Origin of the sequence: Desulfitobacterium sp., from assembly GCF_034927245.1 — a bacterium.
Classification (GTDB): domain Bacteria; phylum Bacillota; class Desulfitobacteriia; order Desulfitobacteriales; family Desulfitobacteriaceae; genus Desulfitobacterium_A.
The window spans coordinates 20,701-40,835 of record NZ_JAYFQK010000032.1; the positions used below are offsets into that span (position 1 = coordinate 20,701).

General features: G+C 44.5%; 18 protein-coding genes. 14 read left to right on the forward strand and 4 right to left on the reverse strand.

Annotated elements, in window-relative coordinates; all coding sequences use genetic code 11:
- Positions 1–6: 6 nt before the first annotated feature.
- A complete protein-coding gene (locus VB077_RS08420) occupies positions 7–1,458 on the forward strand; it encodes a hypothetical protein (protein WP_323414782.1) in 1,452 nt (483 codons plus the stop codon).
- Between the two features lie 12 nt (positions 1,459–1,470).
- Here VB077_RS08420 and VB077_RS08425 read toward each other — a convergent pair whose 3' ends face one another.
- The gene (locus tag VB077_RS08425) at positions 1,471–2,343 is read right to left on the reverse strand and encodes a polysaccharide deacetylase family protein (protein ID WP_323414783.1); all 873 of its coding nucleotides are present in this window, start codon (positions 2,341–2,343) and stop codon (positions 1,471–1,473) included.
- Positions 2,344–2,477: 134 nt separating this feature from the next.
- Here VB077_RS08425 and VB077_RS08430 point away from each other — a divergent pair, with 134 nt between their 5' ends.
- The 3 genes from VB077_RS08430 to VB077_RS08440 all read left to right on the forward strand — a co-directional run bounded on the left by VB077_RS08430 (position 2,478) and on the right by VB077_RS08440 (position 4,747).
- On the forward strand, positions 2,478–3,068 hold the full coding sequence (locus tag VB077_RS08430; RefSeq protein WP_323414784.1) for an undecaprenyl-diphosphatase: 591 nt from the start codon (positions 2,478–2,480) through the stop codon (positions 3,066–3,068).
- 198 nt (positions 3,069–3,266) lie between these two features.
- Positions 3,267–3,773 (forward strand): RNA polymerase sigma factor, encoded by a 507-nt coding sequence (locus VB077_RS08435; protein ID WP_323414785.1) that lies wholly within the window; start codon positions 3,267–3,269, stop codon positions 3,771–3,773.
- Entirely contained in the window at positions 3,770–4,747 is a 978-nt protein-coding gene (locus VB077_RS08440) for an anti sigma factor C-terminal domain-containing protein (RefSeq protein WP_323414786.1), read from the forward strand. The genes VB077_RS08435 and VB077_RS08440 overlap by 4 nt, the downstream gene beginning before the upstream one ends.
- Before the next feature lie 11 nt (positions 4,748–4,758).
- Here VB077_RS08440 and VB077_RS08445 read toward each other — a convergent pair whose 3' ends face one another.
- The 3 genes from VB077_RS08445 to VB077_RS08455 all read right to left on the reverse strand — a co-directional run bounded on the left by VB077_RS08445 (position 4,759) and on the right by VB077_RS08455 (position 7,266).
- Positions 4,759–6,210 (reverse strand): metallophosphoesterase family protein, encoded by a 1,452-nt coding sequence (locus tag VB077_RS08445; RefSeq protein ID WP_323414787.1) that lies wholly within the window; start codon positions 6,208–6,210, stop codon positions 4,759–4,761.
- A gap of 171 nt (positions 6,211–6,381) precedes the next feature.
- The gene (locus VB077_RS08450) at positions 6,382–6,510 is read right to left on the reverse strand and encodes a hypothetical protein (protein WP_323414788.1); all 129 of its coding nucleotides are present in this window, start codon (positions 6,508–6,510) and stop codon (positions 6,382–6,384) included.
- Positions 6,511–6,729: 219 nt separating this feature from the next.
- Positions 6,730–7,266: a transcription repressor NadR gene (locus tag VB077_RS08455; RefSeq protein WP_323414789.1), complete on the reverse strand. Its 537-nt coding sequence runs from the start codon at positions 7,264–7,266 to the stop codon at positions 6,730–6,732.
- A 136-nt stretch (positions 7,267–7,402) separates the two neighbouring features.
- On the opposite strand from VB077_RS08455, the gene VB077_RS08460 reads away from it, so the two are divergent.
- The 10 genes from VB077_RS08460 (at position 7,403) to VB077_RS08505 (ending at position 20,089) form a co-directional block, all read left to right on the forward strand.
- Positions 7,403–8,944, forward strand: coding sequence for an L-aspartate oxidase (locus VB077_RS08460; RefSeq protein ID WP_323414790.1), 1,542 nt, complete (start codon positions 7,403–7,405; stop codon positions 8,942–8,944).
- On the forward strand, positions 8,941–9,792 hold the full coding sequence (gene nadC, locus VB077_RS08465) for a carboxylating nicotinate-nucleotide diphosphorylase (protein WP_323414791.1): 852 nt from the start codon (positions 8,941–8,943) through the stop codon (positions 9,790–9,792). The genes VB077_RS08460 and nadC overlap by 4 nt, the downstream gene beginning before the upstream one ends.
- Positions 9,785–10,873: a quinolinate synthase NadA gene (gene nadA, locus VB077_RS08470; RefSeq protein ID WP_323414792.1), complete on the forward strand. Its 1,089-nt coding sequence runs from the start codon at positions 9,785–9,787 to the stop codon at positions 10,871–10,873. The genes nadC and nadA overlap by 8 nt, the downstream gene beginning before the upstream one ends.
- A 163-nt stretch (positions 10,874–11,036) precedes the next feature.
- Positions 11,037–12,548 carry a PucR family transcriptional regulator gene (locus VB077_RS08475; protein ID WP_323414807.1) on the forward strand — a complete coding sequence of 504 codons (1,512 nt, stop codon included), beginning with the start codon at positions 11,037–11,039 and terminating at the stop codon, positions 12,546–12,548.
- Positions 12,549–12,769: 221 nt separating this feature from the next.
- Entirely contained in the window at positions 12,770–14,089 is a 1,320-nt protein-coding gene (locus VB077_RS08480; RefSeq protein WP_323414793.1) for a cytosine permease, read from the forward strand.
- 95 nt (positions 14,090–14,184) lie between these two features.
- Positions 14,185–15,288, forward strand: a complete 1,104-nt coding sequence (locus tag VB077_RS08485; RefSeq protein ID WP_323414794.1) for a DUF917 domain-containing protein — start codon at positions 14,185–14,187, stop codon at positions 15,286–15,288.
- Complete coding sequence (locus VB077_RS08490) at positions 15,288–16,838, forward strand: hydantoinase/oxoprolinase family protein (protein ID WP_323414795.1); 1,551 nt, start codon at positions 15,288–15,290, stop codon at positions 16,836–16,838. Before VB077_RS08485 ends, VB077_RS08490 begins: the two co-directional genes overlap by 1 nt.
- A 13-nt stretch (positions 16,839–16,851) precedes the next feature.
- Positions 16,852–17,676, forward strand: coding sequence for a nitrilase-related carbon-nitrogen hydrolase (locus tag VB077_RS08495; RefSeq protein WP_323414796.1), 825 nt, complete (start codon positions 16,852–16,854; stop codon positions 17,674–17,676).
- Between the two features lie 73 nt (positions 17,677–17,749).
- Entirely contained in the window at positions 17,750–18,685 is a 936-nt protein-coding gene (locus VB077_RS08500) for a DUF1177 domain-containing protein (RefSeq protein ID WP_323414797.1), read from the forward strand.
- Positions 18,686–19,141: 456 nt separating this feature from the next.
- A complete protein-coding gene (locus VB077_RS08505; RefSeq protein ID WP_323414798.1) occupies positions 19,142–20,089 on the forward strand; it encodes an aminopeptidase in 948 nt (315 codons plus the stop codon).
- Positions 20,090–20,135 lie beyond the last annotated feature (46 nt).

Here is a 20,135-nt window from a genome sequence, read left to right on the forward strand (position 1 = left end):
CTTAGTGTGATAGAGCATTCTAAGGCTGGGCGTCGCCGTACAACAAGACGAATGATGAAAAGACGAAGGATAACGGTGATTATTGCGCTTAGTCTCCTCATAGTCATCATCGGAGCGGCAGTGCTTATACACGCTTCTAAAATGAAAGCGAATGGAATAGCTGATACGACGTCCCAATCCGCTATTCCTAATGTCTCTGATACAGTAAAGAACGCTCTCCAAGAAACAACCGCGACAAAGCATGCTGATCTGGTACGGAAATTTCCCTATCCCTATGATGCGATGTTGGCGATTTCTTCCGATACAGATATGAACACTGTGGAGAAGTTTGAGACGTATCACCGTTTTTTAAACACGAAGGAACAAACCCCCTATGGGCCGGGTTTGGGTTTAGATATTGGAGATTCTACCTGGTTTTACATTGCAAATGACACATCGGGAAAAGTGGATGGAGAGGGACATTCTGTTGACTATTCGATGTCCTATTTCCAAGGAACTGATCCGAATAAGCCGAAAGATGCTGAGAAGATTGTCCATTACTTTAAAGCAGGGTGGATTGATTCAATCCATACTTTCGGGGATTTCTCCAGAAATGATCGTTCGATTAAATTCACACGGGATTTAGCTGTCGCTGCATGGAAGGAAATGAATCAGAGCGGATTTAAACCTGAAGTTTGGATCAATCATGGTAGTCCGACAAATGCCCAAAATTTTGGGGCCTATAGCCCAAAGAGCCATTTTTTTGACTATCAAGAAGGTGATAATCCTAAATCACCGTATTACCATACAGATTTAACCCTGAAGAATGGGATTCGTTATGTCTGGAATTCCGCCGGATCAAATCAGTTTAGCTGGGATGATCCCCTATTTCCCATTGATTTACGGGATGGTCAGAAGGTATGGGGTTTCCATCGCTATACCCATGATTTAAATAAGGGGAAGCTAGATTGGACCTGGGAAACACCGTTGATATCACGTCAAATCACAAAAGCACGGTTAGATCAACTCGACCAAGAAGGAAAGTATTCAATCGTGACTCAGCATTTGGGCAAAGAAAGTCAAGAATTTCCTTTTACCCCGGAAGGAGTACAATCTCTAAATTTACTTAAAAGCTATAATGATGACGGGAAAATACTTGTTGCGCGCACTTCACGTTTGTTGAATTATGCGAGAAGTCATAAATATGTTCATTATTCGGTTGCGCAAGTAGAGGGCAAGACCTACATCAATGTTAACATCATTGACGACCCGGTATTAGGTACAAGTATCCCTGAAATGGATGAAATTCGCGGCCTTACTTTTTATGTTGATGATCCGGATAACACTTACTTACTTCTCAACCTAAACCCGATTAATGAAGAAGAAATACAGCGCAATCCCCAGGACAATACGGGTAAGAAAAGTATAGGAATAAAATGGTTCAAGCCGGATTATACCGATTACACGTCAGACCAGTAAAGATTTGCGTGTTTAGGGAAATAGTTCCCGGAAGGAAGCAAGAGACATCCCGCCGGAAATGCGTACGCGTTTGAGCGTCAATAGGTCGTCACCTAAATGGACTTTACCGGGTTGCGTTGTAAAACCGAGCTTGTATCCGAGTTCCGGCATCAAATCCAGTGTTGTTTTATTATAACGGCCGGATGGAAAGCAAAGCGCAATTTCGCTGATGCCCAGGTTTTTTTCAAGTTCCTGCTTTGAATTTGTAAGCTCGCTTTTTTGTTGTTTATCAGAAAGTGTCGCTAGGTCTAAATGATTTACCGTATGGCTGCCGATGGAGTTTCCTTGGCGGGCGAGGTCATTCAGTTGATCCCAGTTCATCATCCCAGGGCCTACGGAATTCGTGGTAATGAAAAAGGTAGCCCTAAAGCCATATTGGCGTAAGATCGGCCAGGCATCATTATAATTATCCGAATATCCGTCATCAAACGTGAGCAAAATGGGCTTTTCCGGTACCGGGGTTCCGTTAGCTAAAGCCTGGTAAAACTCTTCAAGGGATAAAGAATGATAATTTTGGCGATGAAGCCATTCCATTTCTTCGGTAAATTGTTTAACCGGAACACCGAGGGTATTACCGGGAATCGTACTGATAGAATGGTACATAAGAACGGGGATGCCCTCTTTGGGAAACTCGCTTAATTTTGGCTTGTCTTGATTATCTGGGGTTAGTGCAGGTGTGGGAGTTGAATTTGACGGGTCTGAAGTCGGGGCAACCTGTTCTGCCGATTTTACTTCTGAATGGTGATCCCCGAAAGTAAAGTTTAAGGGCCATTTAAAGTTGAATAGAATTATCGTTAAAATAAAAAGACTGATCCCCGCAAGAATTAGGTTGCGCTTGAAGCCCACTCAAAGATCCCTCCTATAGGCATCATTTTTAATCAAAATTTAAGGAAACATTCAGGTTTTGATAAAGAGAATATACTATAATATAGTTTGTCGTTTTTGATTTATCCAAGACATAAGGAAAGGAATTTTAGGAAATGAACTCATTTGACGTGCAAGTATATCACTTTTTTAATCAATTCGCAGGTCATCACGAATTGATGGATAAGATATTGGGGTTTATCGCCCAATACTCGCTTGAACTCTATATAGTTCTCTTTGTTATCGCCTGGCTGACTCTGCCCAAGGCCGAAGTTAAACAGCGGCATGCCCTGATTATTATGGGTTTTGCAGGTGTGTTAGGGTTAATTATCAATGTGATTATATCGCATATCTACTTCCGGCCGCGTCCGTTTGTGGTTCTAAATGAGGGTACGTTTACTCAACTTATTCCCCATAGTCCGGATGCTTCTTTTCCCAGTGATCATACAACAGGTAGTTTTGGATTTGCAGCTGCATCCTGGGGAAAAGCGTCTAAATGGATCACTGTCAGTTTTACTGTTTTAGCAGTCCTTAATGCTGTGGCCCGCCTTTATACCGGTGTTCACTGGCCGACGGATGTTATTGCCGGCATTATCATTGGGACGCTTAGCGGCCGGTTGATGTGGCATTTTAGTTCCTTATTTCGGCCTATTACAGACTTTGGAATTCGCCTCTTTCATTATGGCAGTTACGCAAAGAATAAGTGAATATGAGATACGGAGAGAGCGCTTTCCCTGGTCAGGGGACTGCGCTTTCTTCATATTAAAGGGCGACGCATACCTTTTGTAAAGAAAGTAGCAGGAGGTATGCCTTTTTTATTTGCAGAAACAATTAAGTGTATACTTTTTGATGCCATAATTGTCTTAATATATAGAGCCCAGAATAATTGGGGAAGGGTTACCTTTATGAAAAAAGATGTACTGACTCAATTCTATAACGACCATGCGTTAATTGTATATCGATATTTGTTAAAGCATGGCTGCCGGAAGGAAGTGGCTGAGGAGCTTGTTCACGATAGCTTTGTTAAGGCCATTGAGCATTTTGAAGATGTGGATCCGCAAAAGCTTTCTGCTTGGATTTTTAAGGTGGCTCTTAATAATTATCGTAATTACCTTAAGAAAACGGCTGCCCGCGAGGTATTGCTTCTTGACGAGAACCGTTTTTTAGAGAGCTTTTCCGCTGATCAACAGGTTGAGGACGTTCACTTGGTAAAGGAAAGGGCCTATGAAATACGCGAGTGTCTGAATGGGATAAAAACCAGTTATAAGGAATTGTTAATCTTAAAATACGATATGGACTTGTCGAATAAAGAGATTGGAAGAATGTTGGGGTTCCCCGAGCAGACAGTCAAAACCTATTTGTATCGGGCTCGTAATGAATTTAAAAGAGTATGGAGGAATGGGACGCGATGACAGACCAAAAGAATGATCAACCCATAGATAGCCGGTTGGACCAAATCTTTGATGAGGATCAACTTGACAAAGCCATTAAAAAGGGCAAACGAAAATCAACCAAAAAGACAGTCCTCATCTCGGTCATCGTGGCTGTGTTCGTAATGATTTTGTTTAATGCAGGTAATTTTCTCCTAACGGTACACGCAAGCAATAATGCTTTTCAGAGGCTGGAGGCCTTTGTAAGATTAACCGTCCCTAATGGATATATCAGTTCTACCGTAGATGATTTTGGCTTTTTAGGAGGGTTGAGTGATTATACCATAAGTCGTAAAGTAGGCGGCAGACCGGTTGTTTTAGAAAACAGAGTTCAACCTTTTGGCATAGTCCCCCAATTGATAATGACGAGAGGACGTACTGTAGGTGGTCATAGTGAAGGGGAATGGCCAACGAGCTATTGGGAGTTCGGGTATTACAAGATGATCTTCTTCCACCCTGAGGTTTCCTATAAAGAATATAAGAATGATTTAGATCATTTGGGGGAACTTTCTGGGAATAAGATTATAGAAGTCGCTTTGTCCTTTGATCAACCCTATACGATTTCGGAAATATCGCAGATCCTGCCTAATGCTAATGCCAGCTGGTATTGGGTTGATACGTATAAAAGCGAAGATGTTCAAAGGTATTCAACTGAAGCCAGGGAGTACGATGCGAAGGCCGCATTCATCCGTGAATTTGAAGCTCTTGGCGTGAGTGTTTATCGGCCGGATGAGGGTGCTTTTGGATTCGGTTACAATAACTTTCTTTTCGATCTAAAAACCTATCCTCAATACCAAAAAATATATGATGAACTCCATTCCAAAGGTTATACAGACCCATCCAAGGTCCCCTTATTGGGGGTCATCGTTCAAGGCTCAAAGGAAGAACTCAATTCTTTAATAGGGAATCCACATATTAAGGCCTCTTCATTCGGTGTAATTATTGATAAATATTAAGCGCCGCCTGATTATTTGCCCCGAACGATTTCCTTGTATTTAAGAATAGAAAGTCTTATAACTTCGTAAATCCAGCGGCCTAACTTTTTCAGGAACGGCCACCACTGTTGTCTTAATACCCAAAGTATCCAGGCTACTATCAAAGCTATAAATATACCAATAGCTACAACAAGCGAAGAATACTCTTTATAGGTAGAACTGATGAATAACTGTGCCGCAGCCCAATATCTATCGATTATTTGATTAGGTGGAGAGGGTAATTCGACGATTTCCAAATAATTCTCTTCTTCGGTTATATGAACGCGAATGTAGTGATATTCACTGCCTTTAGACAGGAGTTCAGCACCGGCCCCCCCGGTAATTACGTATCTTACGTTGCCTTTTACAAAACTATAAAAGCTGTGAATGTGCGACAAAAAAACAGTATCAACCTTATACTTAGTCATCAGGTCTTCAAATTTTTTAGATTCGTCTTTGTCGTTAAAGGCATGATCTATATTACTGGTACCGCTTAACTTGTTCATTATATTCTGCAGTGTACTCGTTTTTGGCGATTCGGGATAAGTATTCGGAGTAACATTGGATCGGGGATCAGTGGGAGGAATGTGGGAAACCACGAAAATTCGTTTTCCCTGTGCTTTTTGAAGATCAGACTCCAGCCAACGATATTGTTCGGGAGAAATTGCAGTTTTTTCCGCCCACCCCCTAGAACTATCCAAAAAAATAAAGTGGTTTTGCAAATAGTCAAAAGAGTAGTAAGCAGGTCCAAAAAGCCCTGTATATATAGGAAGACCGTTTTCTCGGATGTCGTGATTTCCCAAAGTTGTATAGAGCGGAACTTGGAGCTTGGAAATAGTTTCATAAAAGAGTCGATAGCGATTGGGTTCTCCTCCATAGACAAGATCACCGTTGTCTACAACAAATGCAGGTTTGATACTATTGATTTGGTCGATGATTTGAGAAAATGTACCGTAACCGTTTCTATTATCGCCAAGCATTATTACTTCGGGATTCTCATCAGTAGTAAGTTCAAATTGAATGGTTTTTGGTTGATTCGCCTGTAGGTCTACCGTGAATGCAATGGTGTGTGGATCAATCGTCTCAAGATTCCCTATTGAGTCATTGGTCTTTATCTGCGCGGGATTCACGTTTTCTAATCTAACGTTGCATGACTTTTCAGTTTCACTCTTAAACGTAATGAGGGGTGTCGGTGAAAGGGATCGCAACAGTAAGCTTTCCCGGTTAGAGTTTTCACTTATTTTTCCTTTGACAAAGCCACCCTGGATGCTGACGAGATTACCGTTCCAATCATATGAAGAAACAGAAGTGTAGGGATCAAAAGATAACGGTATAGGGACAAAACCTTGTTGTACCTTGAAGTTCTTGTAGCTATGTAAGATAAAGGCGCTTGTAACTCCTAAACCTATTATGAGCAATATTAGGACCAACCATTTCTTTCGCATGCATGCACCTTCTTATCCGGGTATCCTCGTCCTTAAACGCTTCACATAAGTTGATTATATCCATTATTGTAAGCGATTAATACAACAGGTTAGATTAGGGCGAAATATCGCTAATTAACTTTGCCAGAAAACGGGTGCCCCAGAAGAAGCTTCTGGGGCACTGTTACGTTATTAGAAGATAACGCCAAGGGCGATAAGAATCAATATAGCTATTGCAATAATTCCTACTCCGACACCGCCGGAAAAAAGACCGCCGCCACAGCCGCATGCGCCGCCGAAACCTGCACCAAGTCCGTACATTATTCCGTCCTCCTTCTATCCATTAAAGATGATCTTAAAAAACGATACCCATCGCAATCAGTAGAAGAATAATAACGACTACGATCGCAATACCCGGTAAAAAGTTGGGACCACAACCTGCTACGCCAGCGCCAAATGCCATTTGAATTTCCCCCTTCTGTTAAGATAGTACATCATACGCGGCGCCTTATTGAATTGCCACAATTTGGAAAGTAGAATTTACCACTCGACCAAAAAGCCTTCTTCGGCAAGAACTTTGCAGGCTTTATCCAGTAGTTCAACTGACGGGGCTTCTAAGGTATGGAGGTGGAGGCCATCGGTGAGAGAAGAAAGCAAAGTGGCTTCTTTCTGTGTCATTTGCGAGAGAAAGTTTTGTACATCGAGGCGGCTTTTAACATTAAGCGGACGAAAAATTTTCCCATAAACAGAATGGTCAACTCCGACATCAAGAACTTTTATACCGAGGTCAACCAGCAGCGTTAATTCTCGTTTTGTATCTTGAGCTGAGTGTCGGCTAAAAATGACCCGCTGAACGCCTTGTGAAGGAGAATCATTAATATAGACATAACCCTGAGAAGTTGAAAGGATAGGTTCTTCTTTAGCACGAAGCAGTGCCATATCCTGGACAATGACTTGACGACTGACTCCGGTGATTTGAGCGAGTAGAGCGGCTTTAAGAGGTTCTGAACTTTTTTTGAGCATTTCGAGTAAAAATTCGCGCCGTTCCAGACCGGATTTTCCTTTTTTAGCTGGCATTTAATCACCTACTTTAATTCGATTCTACGGGTATAATGGACAACTGTCAACGCAAATGTCTTGACACATGTAATGACATAGTGGTAAAACTGACTTATAAAAACTGTCTTATAAATAAGTAGGGGTTGGGTTGAAAATGCAAAACATGAAGACGGATTTTCTAATTATCGGCAGCGGTATAGCAGGCCTATCTGCTGCTCTGGGAGCATCCTCTTATGGTGAGGTTATGATTATTGCAAAAGATCGGCCGGATTTATGTAATTCAACCTTAGCTCAAGGCGGGATTGCAGCAGCCGTAGGGAAAAATGATTCTCCGGAAGTGCATACCCAAGATACCTTGATCGCAGGGGCCGGAGCCTGTCAAGAAAAGACCGTTCATATTTTAACACAAGAAGCCCCCCACATTATTGACGAGTTAATTAAAATGGGGATGTGCTTTGATAGAACAAATTCCGGTGAGCTTGCACTGGGACGGGAAGGGGCTCACAGCCTGGCCCGAGTGATTCACCGAGGAGATGATACCGGGGCCGCAGTTTGGGAGACGCTTTTCCGAAAGGTTCAAGAACAAAACGTGAAATTCCTCCCGGAAACTCGAGCAGAGCTTCTTCTTGTTGAAGGAGGGCGTTGTTATGGGGCTGTCGTTAGAACCCCAGAAGGACTTAAGCGGATTCTTGCCCGAAGTGTTGTTCTCGCGACAGGCGGTATCGGTGAGCTTTACGGGCGAACGACGAATTCATTGCTGAGTACGGGTGAAGGCTTGGCACTGGCCTGGAAAGCCGGGGCAGTACTCAGTGATCTGGAATTTGTTCAATTTCATCCGACGGCATTGGCTTCGGAGGATAATCCTCTTTTTCTCATTTCCGAAGCAGTTCGGGGTGAAGGAGCCGTACTTGTGACAGAAGAACGTGAGCGTTTTATGCCCAATTATCATCCGCGGGCTGATTTAGCGCCACGGGATGTTGTCACTCGGGCCATTGTGGATGAGCAGCAAAAAGGGCATCACGTTTACCTTGATGCTTCTGCTCTGGGTGATCATTTCGGGCATCGCTTTCCGAATATTTATGCCAAAATCCATTCGTTAGGGCTTGATCCAAGTCAGGATCTCATCCCGATTACTCCGGCAGCCCACTTCTTCATGGGGGGGATTCAGACGGATAGCTTTGGACGGACAAATATTAAGGGTTTATCCGCTTGCGGAGAGTGCGCCAATACGGGGGTTCATGGTGCCAATCGTTTAGCGAGCAATTCTTTGCTGGAGGGATTGGTTTTTGGGAAGAGAGTGGCCCAGGATTTGCACTCACAAAGCGGGAATTTTGTTTTACCCAATGTGGATTCCTTAAAGCCAAGTTCGGCGGAAAAAGAAATTACGCAGGAGTATAAACCCATTGATTTAAAGGATGTACGAGTTCAGACCCTGCAGCATCTAATGTGGTCTCTTGTCGGGATTATTCGCGAGAATACGGGGATGATGAAAGCTTATCAAAAGCTCAGCCAACTTGAAAAAGAAGTCGATGCCGGTGATGTCGAACTTAAAAATATGATTCTTGTGGCGAAACTTATGACTTCTTCGGCACTGCAGCGTTTGGAAAGCAGGGGGAGTCATTACCGGTTGGATTATCCTAATGTTGATCCTGCCTGGCAGCCGAAACATTTGAACTTAAGGAGGCAATCCGCATGAACCCCCTATATTATGAGGACATGATCAGACAGGCTCTCAATGAGGATATTGGGTTTCAAGATTTGACGACAGAAACGATTATTCCCGAGGATCATTTTTCAGCAGCGCGAATTTCGGCTAAAGCTGAAGGAATTATCGCCGGTTTGGATATTGCGAAAAAAGTGTTTACAATGCTTGATGAGAAGGTGGATTTTCGGGCAAGCGTGCAGGATGGTGAACGGGTTACCTCGGGACAAGCGGTAGCCGTGATTGAAGGAAGAACGCGTGCGCTTTTAAGCGGAGAACGGGTTGCGCTTAATTTGCTGCAACGCCTGTCAGGTATCGCGACAGAGACGAATAAAGCAGTGGAATGCATCAAGGACTTTGACTGCCATATCGTCGATACGCGTAAAACAATGCCCGGCTTGAGAGGGTTGGACAAAAATGCGGTGAAAACGGGCGGCGGCTATAACCACCGTTTCGGATTGTTTGATGCGATTCTCATTAAAGACAATCATATTGCGGCAGCGGGTGGAATTACGGAGGCAGTGGGCTTAGTCCGAGCCAAGGTGGGACATATGGTTAAGGTCGAAGTTGAAACGGAAACCATCGAACAGGTTGAGGAAGCGCTTCAGAATCCTGTCGATATCATTATGCTTGATAATATGTCCACAGCGCTGATGAGGCAAGCGGTTCAGCTCATTGACAAGAGGGTTTTGGTCGAAGCCTCAGGGGGGATTACCTTAGATTCCTTAGTAGAAATCGCCTCAACTGGCGTGGATTTAATCTCGCTGGGGTGGCTGACGCATTCGGTCAAGGCCTTGGATCTGAGCTTGAATATCGTAAGCGGGGAGAAAAGTAATGTTTAAAAGACAGCAACCCATACCGGATGACTATGTCCTGATGGATGAGAAGGAGCGCGACGAACGGATTCGTGCGATCAAAGCGAATATGGGCTCGAAATTAGTGATTCTCGGTCATCATTATCAGCGGGATGAGGTTATTCGTTACGCCGATTATCGGGGGGATTCCCTAAAACTAGCCCAGCTTGCGGCTCAAGAAAAAGAAGCAGAGTATATCGTTTTCTGTGGTGTTCATTTCATGGGTGAAACAGCGGATATGTTGACCTCTTCTGAGCAAAGGGTTATTTTGCCGGACTTGGGGGCGGGTTGTCCTATGGCAGATATGGCTGAGCTTGAGGATGTGGAAGCATGCTGGCAGCACCTTATGGCGAAGTATTCCGAAACCTTCGTTCCGGTGACATATGTTAATTCAAGTGCCGAGGTCAAAGCATTTTGTGGACGGAATGGCGGAATGACGTGTACCTCTTCAAATGCCCCGAAGATTTTTAAGCAATTATTAGATGACGGAAAAAGAATTCTATTTTTACCGGATGAACATCTGGGTCGCAATACCGGACTGCAATGGGGATTACGGGACCAGGATATTCTTCTTTGGAATCGAGAAAACTCAGACGAAGTTGAGCTTCCTAAAGAGGCTCCGCAACTGATTCTCTGGGATGGCTATTGTCCGGTCCATCTTCGGTTTAAACCTGAGCAGGTGGATGAAGTTCGCAAGAAATATCCCGGAATCAAAGTCATTGTCCATCCGGAATGCAGTCATGATGTGGTGGCAAAGGCGGATCTCAGCGGTTCCACAGACTTTATCATTCGTCAGGTTTCTGAAGCTAGGGCGGGGAGTATTTGGGCGATCGGCACAGAGCTTAACCTGGTGCAGCGTTTAGCTCAACAAAATCCGGATAAGAGGATTATCAGCCTCAATGAAGGCAGCTGCTTATGCACAATGATGGGGCGAATCAGCCAGCCTCATCTCCTCTGGGCCCTCGATAATCTCAATCAGGGGAAGGTTGTCAATCAAATTACAGTTGATGAGAAGATCACTGCAGACGCCATCAAGGCCTTGGATCGAATGTTAGAATTGAGTAAATAATCTTCCCGCGAATTCTTAAGCAAATGGCAAAAGCGTCCTATAGTTATCCGGGATAACCGAATAATTATAGGACGCTTATTTTTTAAAAGAAAAGTTGGATGATAAGGATAGGGTGTATAATGCTTACTAGGGTCAAAAGGCAGGGGGTGTTTTTACGGAATCAATTCAAAATAAGCAAGGTGTCACGGTCAGGGAAGTATTACGCCTCCCTATCTTTAAAGATGCAACAGTTGTGAGTGGGCATGAAGGCTTAGACCGAATTGTCCGTTCCATTGATAATATGGAAATACCGGAAATTAAACCTTGGCTTAGGGAGGAGGAAATTCTCCTTACGACAACCTATTCCATCCGCAATGAACCGAAGCTTTTGATTAAATTAGTTGAGGATTTAGCCCAGGCAGGAGCGGCTGCCCTCGCTTTTAAACCCGGACGGTTTATCCATGAGATCCCGGAAGAAATGATTGAGATCAGCAATCGTTTTCAATTACCGATTATTGCAATTCCGGTTGATATTCCTTTCATTGATATTACGCATTCGGTGATGGAGTTGGTCCTTAATCGGCAAATGGTCCTTTTAAGCCGGGCTGAAGAAATTGGGACTAAGCTTACGAACATGGTCTTGGAGAATCAAGGGATCCAGGCTCTTGCTGAGAGTGTATCCGGAATATTAGATAACCCGATTGCCATTGTGGATAATGGGGGTAAGGTGATCGCCCAAGCCCCCAAGGATGTAATTTTATCTTCAAAAGGGTGCCTAAAATGGGATATCATTGTGAATAAGCAGGCTGTAGCGAGGTTAATCGTTTATAAAGAATCCTTAGATGCCATGGAAAAGGTTTGCGTTGATCAGGCCAGGGTTGTTTTTTCATTAGAGCTTATGCGTATGAAGACGGCTGAACAGACAGAAGCAAGGCTAAGAGGTAACTTTATTGATGAACTCCTTTCGGAGTTACCCCCCTCGGAATTTGAGGTCCAGAAAAAGGCGCGTCAGTTAAATTTTGCGCCGGATAAACTCTGGCAGATTGGAATTATTGAAGGCATTGATTTCGATTTAGATGAGCCCATTCTTGAAGAATTGAAGAATTTATTGAAGAGTGAAGGAAAACGGAAAAAACTGAGTTCGTATATGGAAAGAAGAGGGGCACAAATTCTTCTTCTTTTGCCTTCTCAAAAAGGAGAAGAAATATTCTGGTTAGATGTCCTTCAGCTATGGATTGACCGGCATGTAGGGGATGCTAAGGGACGGATTCATATAGGAATGGGGACCCAATGCTTGCTCTGGAACGTTTATCAAAGTTATCTAGAGGCTAGAAAGGCCATCGAAATTACATTAAAAATGTATGCCCAGTACTGCTTAGTTCCCTATAAAAAAATCGAAGTCTACAAAATCTTAGCCGATGCTGTGAAAAATCAGGAACTATCCGATTTATTTCATAAAAGGCTGGGAAAGCTTCTCCTTTATGACCAAGAAACGGGGAGCGAGCTCTTAAAAACGCTGTTTATCTACCTTGAACAGGGAAAAAATATGCAGGAGACTGCCAAACGTCTATATATTCATCGCAACTCTGTAAAATATCGATTGGAGCGAATTGAGGAAATTGCCGAATTGGATCTTAGTTCTGCCCAGCAGAGCTTTGTCTATCATCTTTTAATAACCTGGTATTTGCTGAGGTAAGGACATCGGGCATAAGCCTGATAATTATTAGTATAGCCATGCTGCAAGGACATTTGTGCATTCCACATAAATGTTCCTTGCTTTTTTTGTAATACAGAACATGGTTGTATCCATTCTGTAATGGTACACTAGGTTAATAAGGTTCAAGAAAGGACGGCATGTTCCGTTCGGAGGACTTATGGGTCTTATACGTTTTTTATAAGGAAAAGGAGGAATTATCGATGGCGAATTCAGGTGATGACTACTCATTGTCAAGAGTGCCGATGGATGCCCGCCGTCCTATGTGGGAAGTTCTAGTCATTAGAATCGGATCTCTGGCTTGTGTTTCTCAGCTGATGCTGGGAGCTGCTCTGGGTTTCGGGATGACTTTTTGGGGAGCATTTTGGGCAACCATGTGCGGAAGCGTTTTACTCCAAGTGGTGAGCTGGGCTATCGGGGCTGCGGCTGCCAATGAAGGGCTTTCGACAAGTTTACTCTCGCGTTGGTCAGGTTTTGGTAAAATGGGATCTGCTATCATCGGTGGTGTTATTGCTGTCTCTCTGATGGGATGGTTTGGGGTTCAAAACTCAGTGTTTGCAGAGGGACTATATAAAGCAACCGGGATTTTCAATACCCCGATTTGGGCTATTATTACGGGAATGGGTATTACCTTGATCGTTGTTTTCGGTTTTAAGGTCCTTAGTGCAACAGCTGATATTTTTGTTCCCCTCTTTATTGCTGCTGTACTGTTTGCAGCTTACCATATGCTTTCCGGTCAAAATCTGGGTGCACTGATTCACTCTGCTGCTCCCGGACCCGCACTTAGCTTCGGTGTTGCTACAACCATGGTCGCAGGGGGATTCATGATCGGAGCTGTGACGACGCCAGACACAAGCCGCTTTTTGAAGAACGGTAAAGAAGTCTTTTGGATGACTTTGATTGGTACCTTTGTCGGTGAACTGGGTATGAACCTTATTGCAGTTCTTATGGCCCATGCCGTAGGCACCAGTAATGTTGTCGATATTATGCTTTCTCTTACAGGTTGGCTTGGTGCTGCTATTGTTATCTTTTCTACCGTTAAACTTAACGATATTAACTTATACTCCTCCAGTTTGGGAATAACCACCATGATTAATGCTCTCTTTAATGTGAAAATAAGTCGTACGAAGGCGACATGGGTCATTGGCATCATCGGAACTTTTCTATCGATGATCGGTATTATCAACTACTTCCAAAGCTTTCTGACCTTACTTGGGGTGGCCATTCCTCCGGTCGCCGGGATCATCGTTATCGATTATTATGTCTTAAAACGCAATCGTCAAGAGCTGGATCAAACTCGGGCAATGGAGAAATTACCGCAAGAATGCGAAAAGTGGAATCCGATTACCATTATTGCATGGATCGTTTCCTTCTTGGTCGGTTACCTAGTGAAAGATTTCGGAATTCCGGCCATTAACTCTCTTCTTACGGCGGCCATCCTCTATTTCGTAGGTATGAAAGCTTACGGTGCTTATACAAAACAAGAGAACGTTCAATTTGCGAAAACGGATCAAATTTTATAATTTAGTGAATCAATGATAGCCATAAGTTATAGGGGGAGCGCCTGCTCTTCCCTATCCTTATATATCCGATTAATCAGTGGAAAGGAAGGATTTTTATGCGTATACTCGATATCCAGGCAATTGAAGATATCGCCATCGGAGCCGCTGTGATGGGCACCGGCGGAGGAGGAGATCCTTATGTCGGTAAACTCATGGCCATTCAAGCGATAGAGGAATTTGGTCCGATTAAGCTTCTCGATGCGGATGAAATCCCTGAGGATGCGTTAGTTGTACCGACAGCCATGATGGGAGCGCCTACCGTTCTCGTTGAAAAGGTACCGAACGGTGAAGAGGTTATTGGTTCCTTTGACGCTTTAAAAGAGTATTTGGGCAAAAAGGTTTTTGCCACGATGCCCATTGAAGCCGGCGGTGTCAATTCAATGATTCCGCTTGCCCTGGCAGCGCGTTTAGGACTTCCTGTCATCGATTCTGATGGCATGGGTCGGGCCTTTCCCGAGCTTCAAATGGTAACCTTCCATTTGCATAATGTATCAGCAACACCGATGATGCTCAGCGATGAAAAGGGTAATAGCTTGCTGCTGAATACGATTAATAACGTTTGGACCGAGCGGTTAGCCCGCAATGCAACGGTTGAGATGGGTGGTTCAGTCATGCTGGCCATTTATCCGATGAGCGGGAGGCAAGTTAAAGAATCCGGAATTCATGGAATTATAACACTTACGGAAAAGATCGGACGAGCGATTCGTGAGGCGAAAGAACATCACCAAGAACCGATCAGTACCGTTCTTTCTGTTGTTGGGGGCTTTGAACTGTTTCGCGGTAAAGTTGTCAGCATTTCGCGCAAAACGGATGGTGGTTTTGTCCGGGGTGAAAGCAAATTTGAGGGAGTCGAACAATATAAAGGGCATACGTTAACCCTGAATTTCCAAAATGAGAATCTTGTGGCTCAAACTGAAACGGAAATTTTAGCGACTGCCCCTGACTTGATTGCCGTGCTTGATCAGGAGACGGCACTGCCTATAACCACTGAAGGGCTGCGTTACGGAGCGCGCGGTGTCGTTATCGGCATTCCCTGCAATGATCAATGGCGTACGGCCAAAGGAATTGCAACCGCCGGCCCGCGCTATTTTGGCTATGATCTTGACTATATTCCAGTGGAAGAACGGATCAAAAGGAACGGTAAAGGAGGACGAGAATAATGGCTTATCGTATTGGAATTGATGTTGGAGGAACAAATACTGATGCGGTTGTCCTCGATGACCAATTAAGGCCGATTGCCAAAATTAAAACCCCCACGACAGAAGATGTAACGACAGGCATTGATCGAGCGATGGCCGAAGTCTTGAGTCAAATCACGATTAAACGCAGTGAAATCAAATACGCCATGCTGGGCACGACCCATGCGACCAATGCGATTGTCGAGCGCAAAAGACTGAATCAAGTCGCCGCTATTCGTATCGGGCTGCCGGCAACTTCCGCAATCAAGCCGCTGACAGGCTGGCCGCAAGATCTAAAACAAGCGATTGGCAATATGCAATTTTTAGTTCATGGCGGTTTTGAATTTGATGGTCGGGAAATAGCTCCTTTGGATGAAGAAGCCCTTCGTTCTATTGCCCGTGAGGTTAAGGGAAAAACCAACTCGGTAGCGATAACCTCGGTTTTTGCACCTGTATCAAATGCCCATGAACTTCGGGCTGCTGAAATTATGCGCGAGGAGCTTGGAGATATCCCAATTTCGCTTTCGCATGAAATTGGGAGCATTGGTCTTCTGGAACGGGAAAATGCCACAGTTTTAAATGCCGCCCTGGTTGATGTTGCTAAAATAACAGCCCAAAGTTTTGTTGATGCGCTCAAGCGGGAAGGAGTATCGGCAAACGTTTATTTTGGTCAAAATGATGGAACTTTAATGAGTGTGGATTATGCAATCCGTTATCCGATTTTGACGGTTGCCTGCGGACCGACAAACAGCATTCGGGGCGCTTCATATCTTGCCAAGAATCAAAATGCGCTTGTCGTCGATGTAGGAGGGACAACTACGGATGTGGGTGTCTTAGTCAATGGATTTCCTCGTGAATCATCGATAGCTGTTGAAATCGGCGGAGTCCGGACTAATTTCCGGATGCCTGACTTGATTTCCATTGGTCTGGGGGGCGGCTCCTTGGTTCGCTTTACAGATAAAGGGGCAACCGTTGGTCCTGACAGTGTAGGTTACCAGATTACACAAAAGGCCCGCGTCTTTGGCGGGGATATCTTAACAGCCACTGATGTTGTTACAGCCCTTGGCAAAGCAAACATCGGAGATCCCCAAAAAGTACAAGACCTCGATCAAGAGCAACTGAACTCTGCCTACGAAAAGATCATGACGATGACAGAAGATGTTATCGATAAAATGAAAACAAGTGCAGATCCAATTCCGGTTATTTTTGTCGGAGGAGGAAGCGTGATCCTTCCGGATGAGCTGCAAGGGGCCTCCCACATTTTAAGGCCGGAACATTATGAAGTTGCCAATGCAATTGGTTCAGCGATTGCGCAAGTGAGCGGGCAGATTGAACGGGTTTTCTCGATTGATGAGCTGGGACGTGAAGGAGCAATAGCTCTTGCCAAAGAAATGGCGATTCAAGAAGCGACTAAGGCCGGGGCAGATCCGAAAACGATCGAAATTGTTGAAATAGATGATGTTCCGCTCGCTTATTTACCGGGAAATGCAACAAAGATTCGGGTAAAAGCAGCCGGTAATTTGATGTTGTAAGGGAGGAGTAGGGATGAGCCGACAAGTAACGATTGCACTGGGTCAAAACGATTGTGAGCTCGGAAACCTTTCGGCAAATTTAGAAAAGGTTGAACGCTATATTAAAAAGGCATCATCAAAAGGGGCAGACATTATTTGTTTTCCCGAGCTGGGAACAACCGGATATCGTCAGGATCTGCTCGGGGATAAACTCTGGGAACTGGCTGAACCTATTCCCGGCCCTACGACTGCACGTATCGGATTGTTAGCTCAAAAACTCGGTATCTATGTGATTTTACCGATGATTGAAAAGGGTACAATGCCGGGAATCGTTCATAACAGTGCTGTTTTAATTAATAAGCATGGTTTTGTCCAAGGAGTTTATCGCAAAAGCCATGCTTATTCGACCGAGGGCCACTATTTTACGGCTGGTAATTCGTATCCTGTATTCGAAACTGAGTTTGGGAAAATAGGCATCATGATCTGTTATGATATGGGCTTTCCGGAAACAGCCCGGGCGCTTACCCTTCAAGGTGCGGAGATTATTTTTGTCCCTTCGGCTTGGTGTCAAGAAGATGAGGATATTTGGGATATCAATATTCCCTGCCGAGCTTTAGAAAACCGCGTTTTTCTCGCCGCCGTTAATCGCGTAGGCCGGGAAGGCGAGGATCTTGTTATGCATGGTAAAAGTAAGATTGTCGATCCCCGGGGCAAAACCCTTGTTGAAGCCGCACGCTTCCAAGAAGATCTGATCTTTGCTCAAATAGATCTCGATATTTTGGTATCGGCCCGCCACCAAATTCCTTACCTTAAAGACCGCAAACCATACACTTACGAGTTGTTGACAAAAAGACTCTAGCAATGGCTTAAAACAGCTTTAAAAGAGAGAAATTCAGAGTTCTGTATACAGAGAGAAAAGGTGGGGAGTACTTATGTTATTAAAACAGTTAATGGAGATCTATGAGCTTATTGATCGTGCGGATGCCAATGGTTTTGTGGTTAAGGATTTTTTAATCCATCATTATAGTGCAACAGATGTAACCGTTAAAAAAATCACCGGTAAACAAGGAAGCACGGATTTTATTCAAGTGCGCATTGCCGGGAAAAACGGTAAAATAAACGGTGGAAATGCTCCGACAATCGGCCTTCTTGGGCGTCTGGGCGGATTGGGAGCAAGACCGGAAGTTATCGGCATGGTCTCAGATGGAGATGGGGCCTTGGTCGCCCTAACGGTTGCTGCGAAGCTGCTGGATATGCAGCAGAAAGGGGATTATCTTGAGGGCGATGTGGTTGTCAAGACGCATGTATGTCCCGATGCTCCGACACAACCCCATATTCCTGTACCGTTCATGGGATCTCCTGTGGAAATGTCGGTTGTCAATGAGGAAGAAGTCAATGGAGAATTAGATGCTATTCTTTCTTGTGATACAACCAAAGGCAATAATATCGTTAATACGCGCGGATTTGCGATTTCCCCCACAGTCAAAGAAGGATATATCTTAAGGGTCAGTGATGATCTTCTGAATATCATGCAAACTACGACCGGACGGTTGCCTTACGTATTTGCTTTATCGACTCAAGATATAACGCCCTACGGCAATGATTTGTATCATATCAATAGTATTCTTCAGCCGGCAACGGCTACGGCCGCGCCTGTCGTCGGTGTAGCAATTACTACAGAAGCGCCTGTTCCCGGATCGGCTTCAGGTGCCAGTCACTTCGTTGATATGGAAGAAGCGGGACGTTTCATGTTAGAAGTTGCCAAAGCCTTCGGACGGGGTCAATGTAAATTCTATGACCCGGAAGAATATCAGAAGATCGAGGCAAAGTATGGGAAAATGACCCATTTGCAGACGCTTGGAAAATAGTGAATAAAAAAAAGCTGTGGTCGTGTAGTTTCGCGCATATCCGTACCTTCGGGCGTGAATCTCCACCGGAGACTCACGTACTTTGGCGCTCCGGGACTGGTTCACTTCGCCTTCGTAGCAGCGCAGCCAAACCCCTGGGCAATACCTGATGTGAACCACTGGCTGAGCTAAGCTAAAGCGCGAAACCCCTTCACGGGCTTTCGGCTACGAAAGCTTTGTTCACCTGCACGTCCCTCCGCGAATCGTTCACTTCTATGCGCTATAGGAGACTGGCTCTGAGTTGAGGTACGAAACTCAAGCCTTAGTCGACTTATCCTCGAAGGGGAGAAACTACGCTTTCGGGTCTTTTGTAATAGTCCATAATTATGGGCGCACCAGGGACTGTTTTGCGACAGCCCTAGTGCGCCATTGCTTTTCTTTAGGGTCTACGATAATTATGAGAATGAGGGATTTTATATGTCATTGAAAAAAGGATGCAGGGTTGTCTTAAAGGACTGCTTGGATGTTAAAGAAAATGAAAAAGTTTTGGTTTTGACTGATGATGTTAAATTTGACATCGGTCAAGCCCTTTATGAAGAAGCGAAAGAGATGGGTGCCGAGGCAATACTTTTGGTGATGAAGGCTCGAAAAGTGAGCGGGGAGGAGCCTCCGGTTCCCGTTGCCAAGGCTATGGCCGAAGCCGATGTTGTGATCTGCCCAACCGCAGCCTCTTTAACCCATACGAATGCCCGAATCAACGCGGTTAAGCAAGGCGCAAGGGTTGCTACCATGCCGGGGATAACCGAGGCCATGTTTTCCGAAGGGGCCATTACGGCTGACTATAATGAAGTTGAAAAGTTAACACGAGAAATCACGGAATTGCTGTCTAAAGCGGAGAACGCTAAAATTGTCAAAGATGGTTTTGCCTTAACCATGAGCCTCCACGGCAGAAAAGGTTTAGCAAGCACAGGGGTTTATAAGCAATCCGGATCTTCAGGAAATCTTCCTTCAGGGGAAGCTTATATCGCCCCGCTTGAAGGGACAGCGAACGGTGAGACGGTTATTGATGGGAGTATGGTTGGCGTAGGCAAACTTACCGAACCTCTCCATGCGACAATTTCTGAAGGCAAGCTCGTAAAACTTGAAGGGAAGGATGCGGATAAGCTGCAAATTCTCTTTGATAATGAACAAAATGCCAGTGTCGGTGAGTTGGGAATCGGAACGAATAAAAATGCCCTCTTGTGTGGAATTATTTTAGAGGATGAGAAAGTTTATGGTACGGTACATATTGCCTTCGGTACGAATACATCCTTTGGCGGTGTAAACAAGGCAAATTGTCACTTGGATGGAATTATTCTTAAACCGGATTTGTATCTTGATGACCGGCAGATTATCAAACAAGGCGTTTTTGTGAATAGAAAATAAAGGGACACTTGTGTTAAACTATAAGAACAGTCGGAAAATGAGGTGA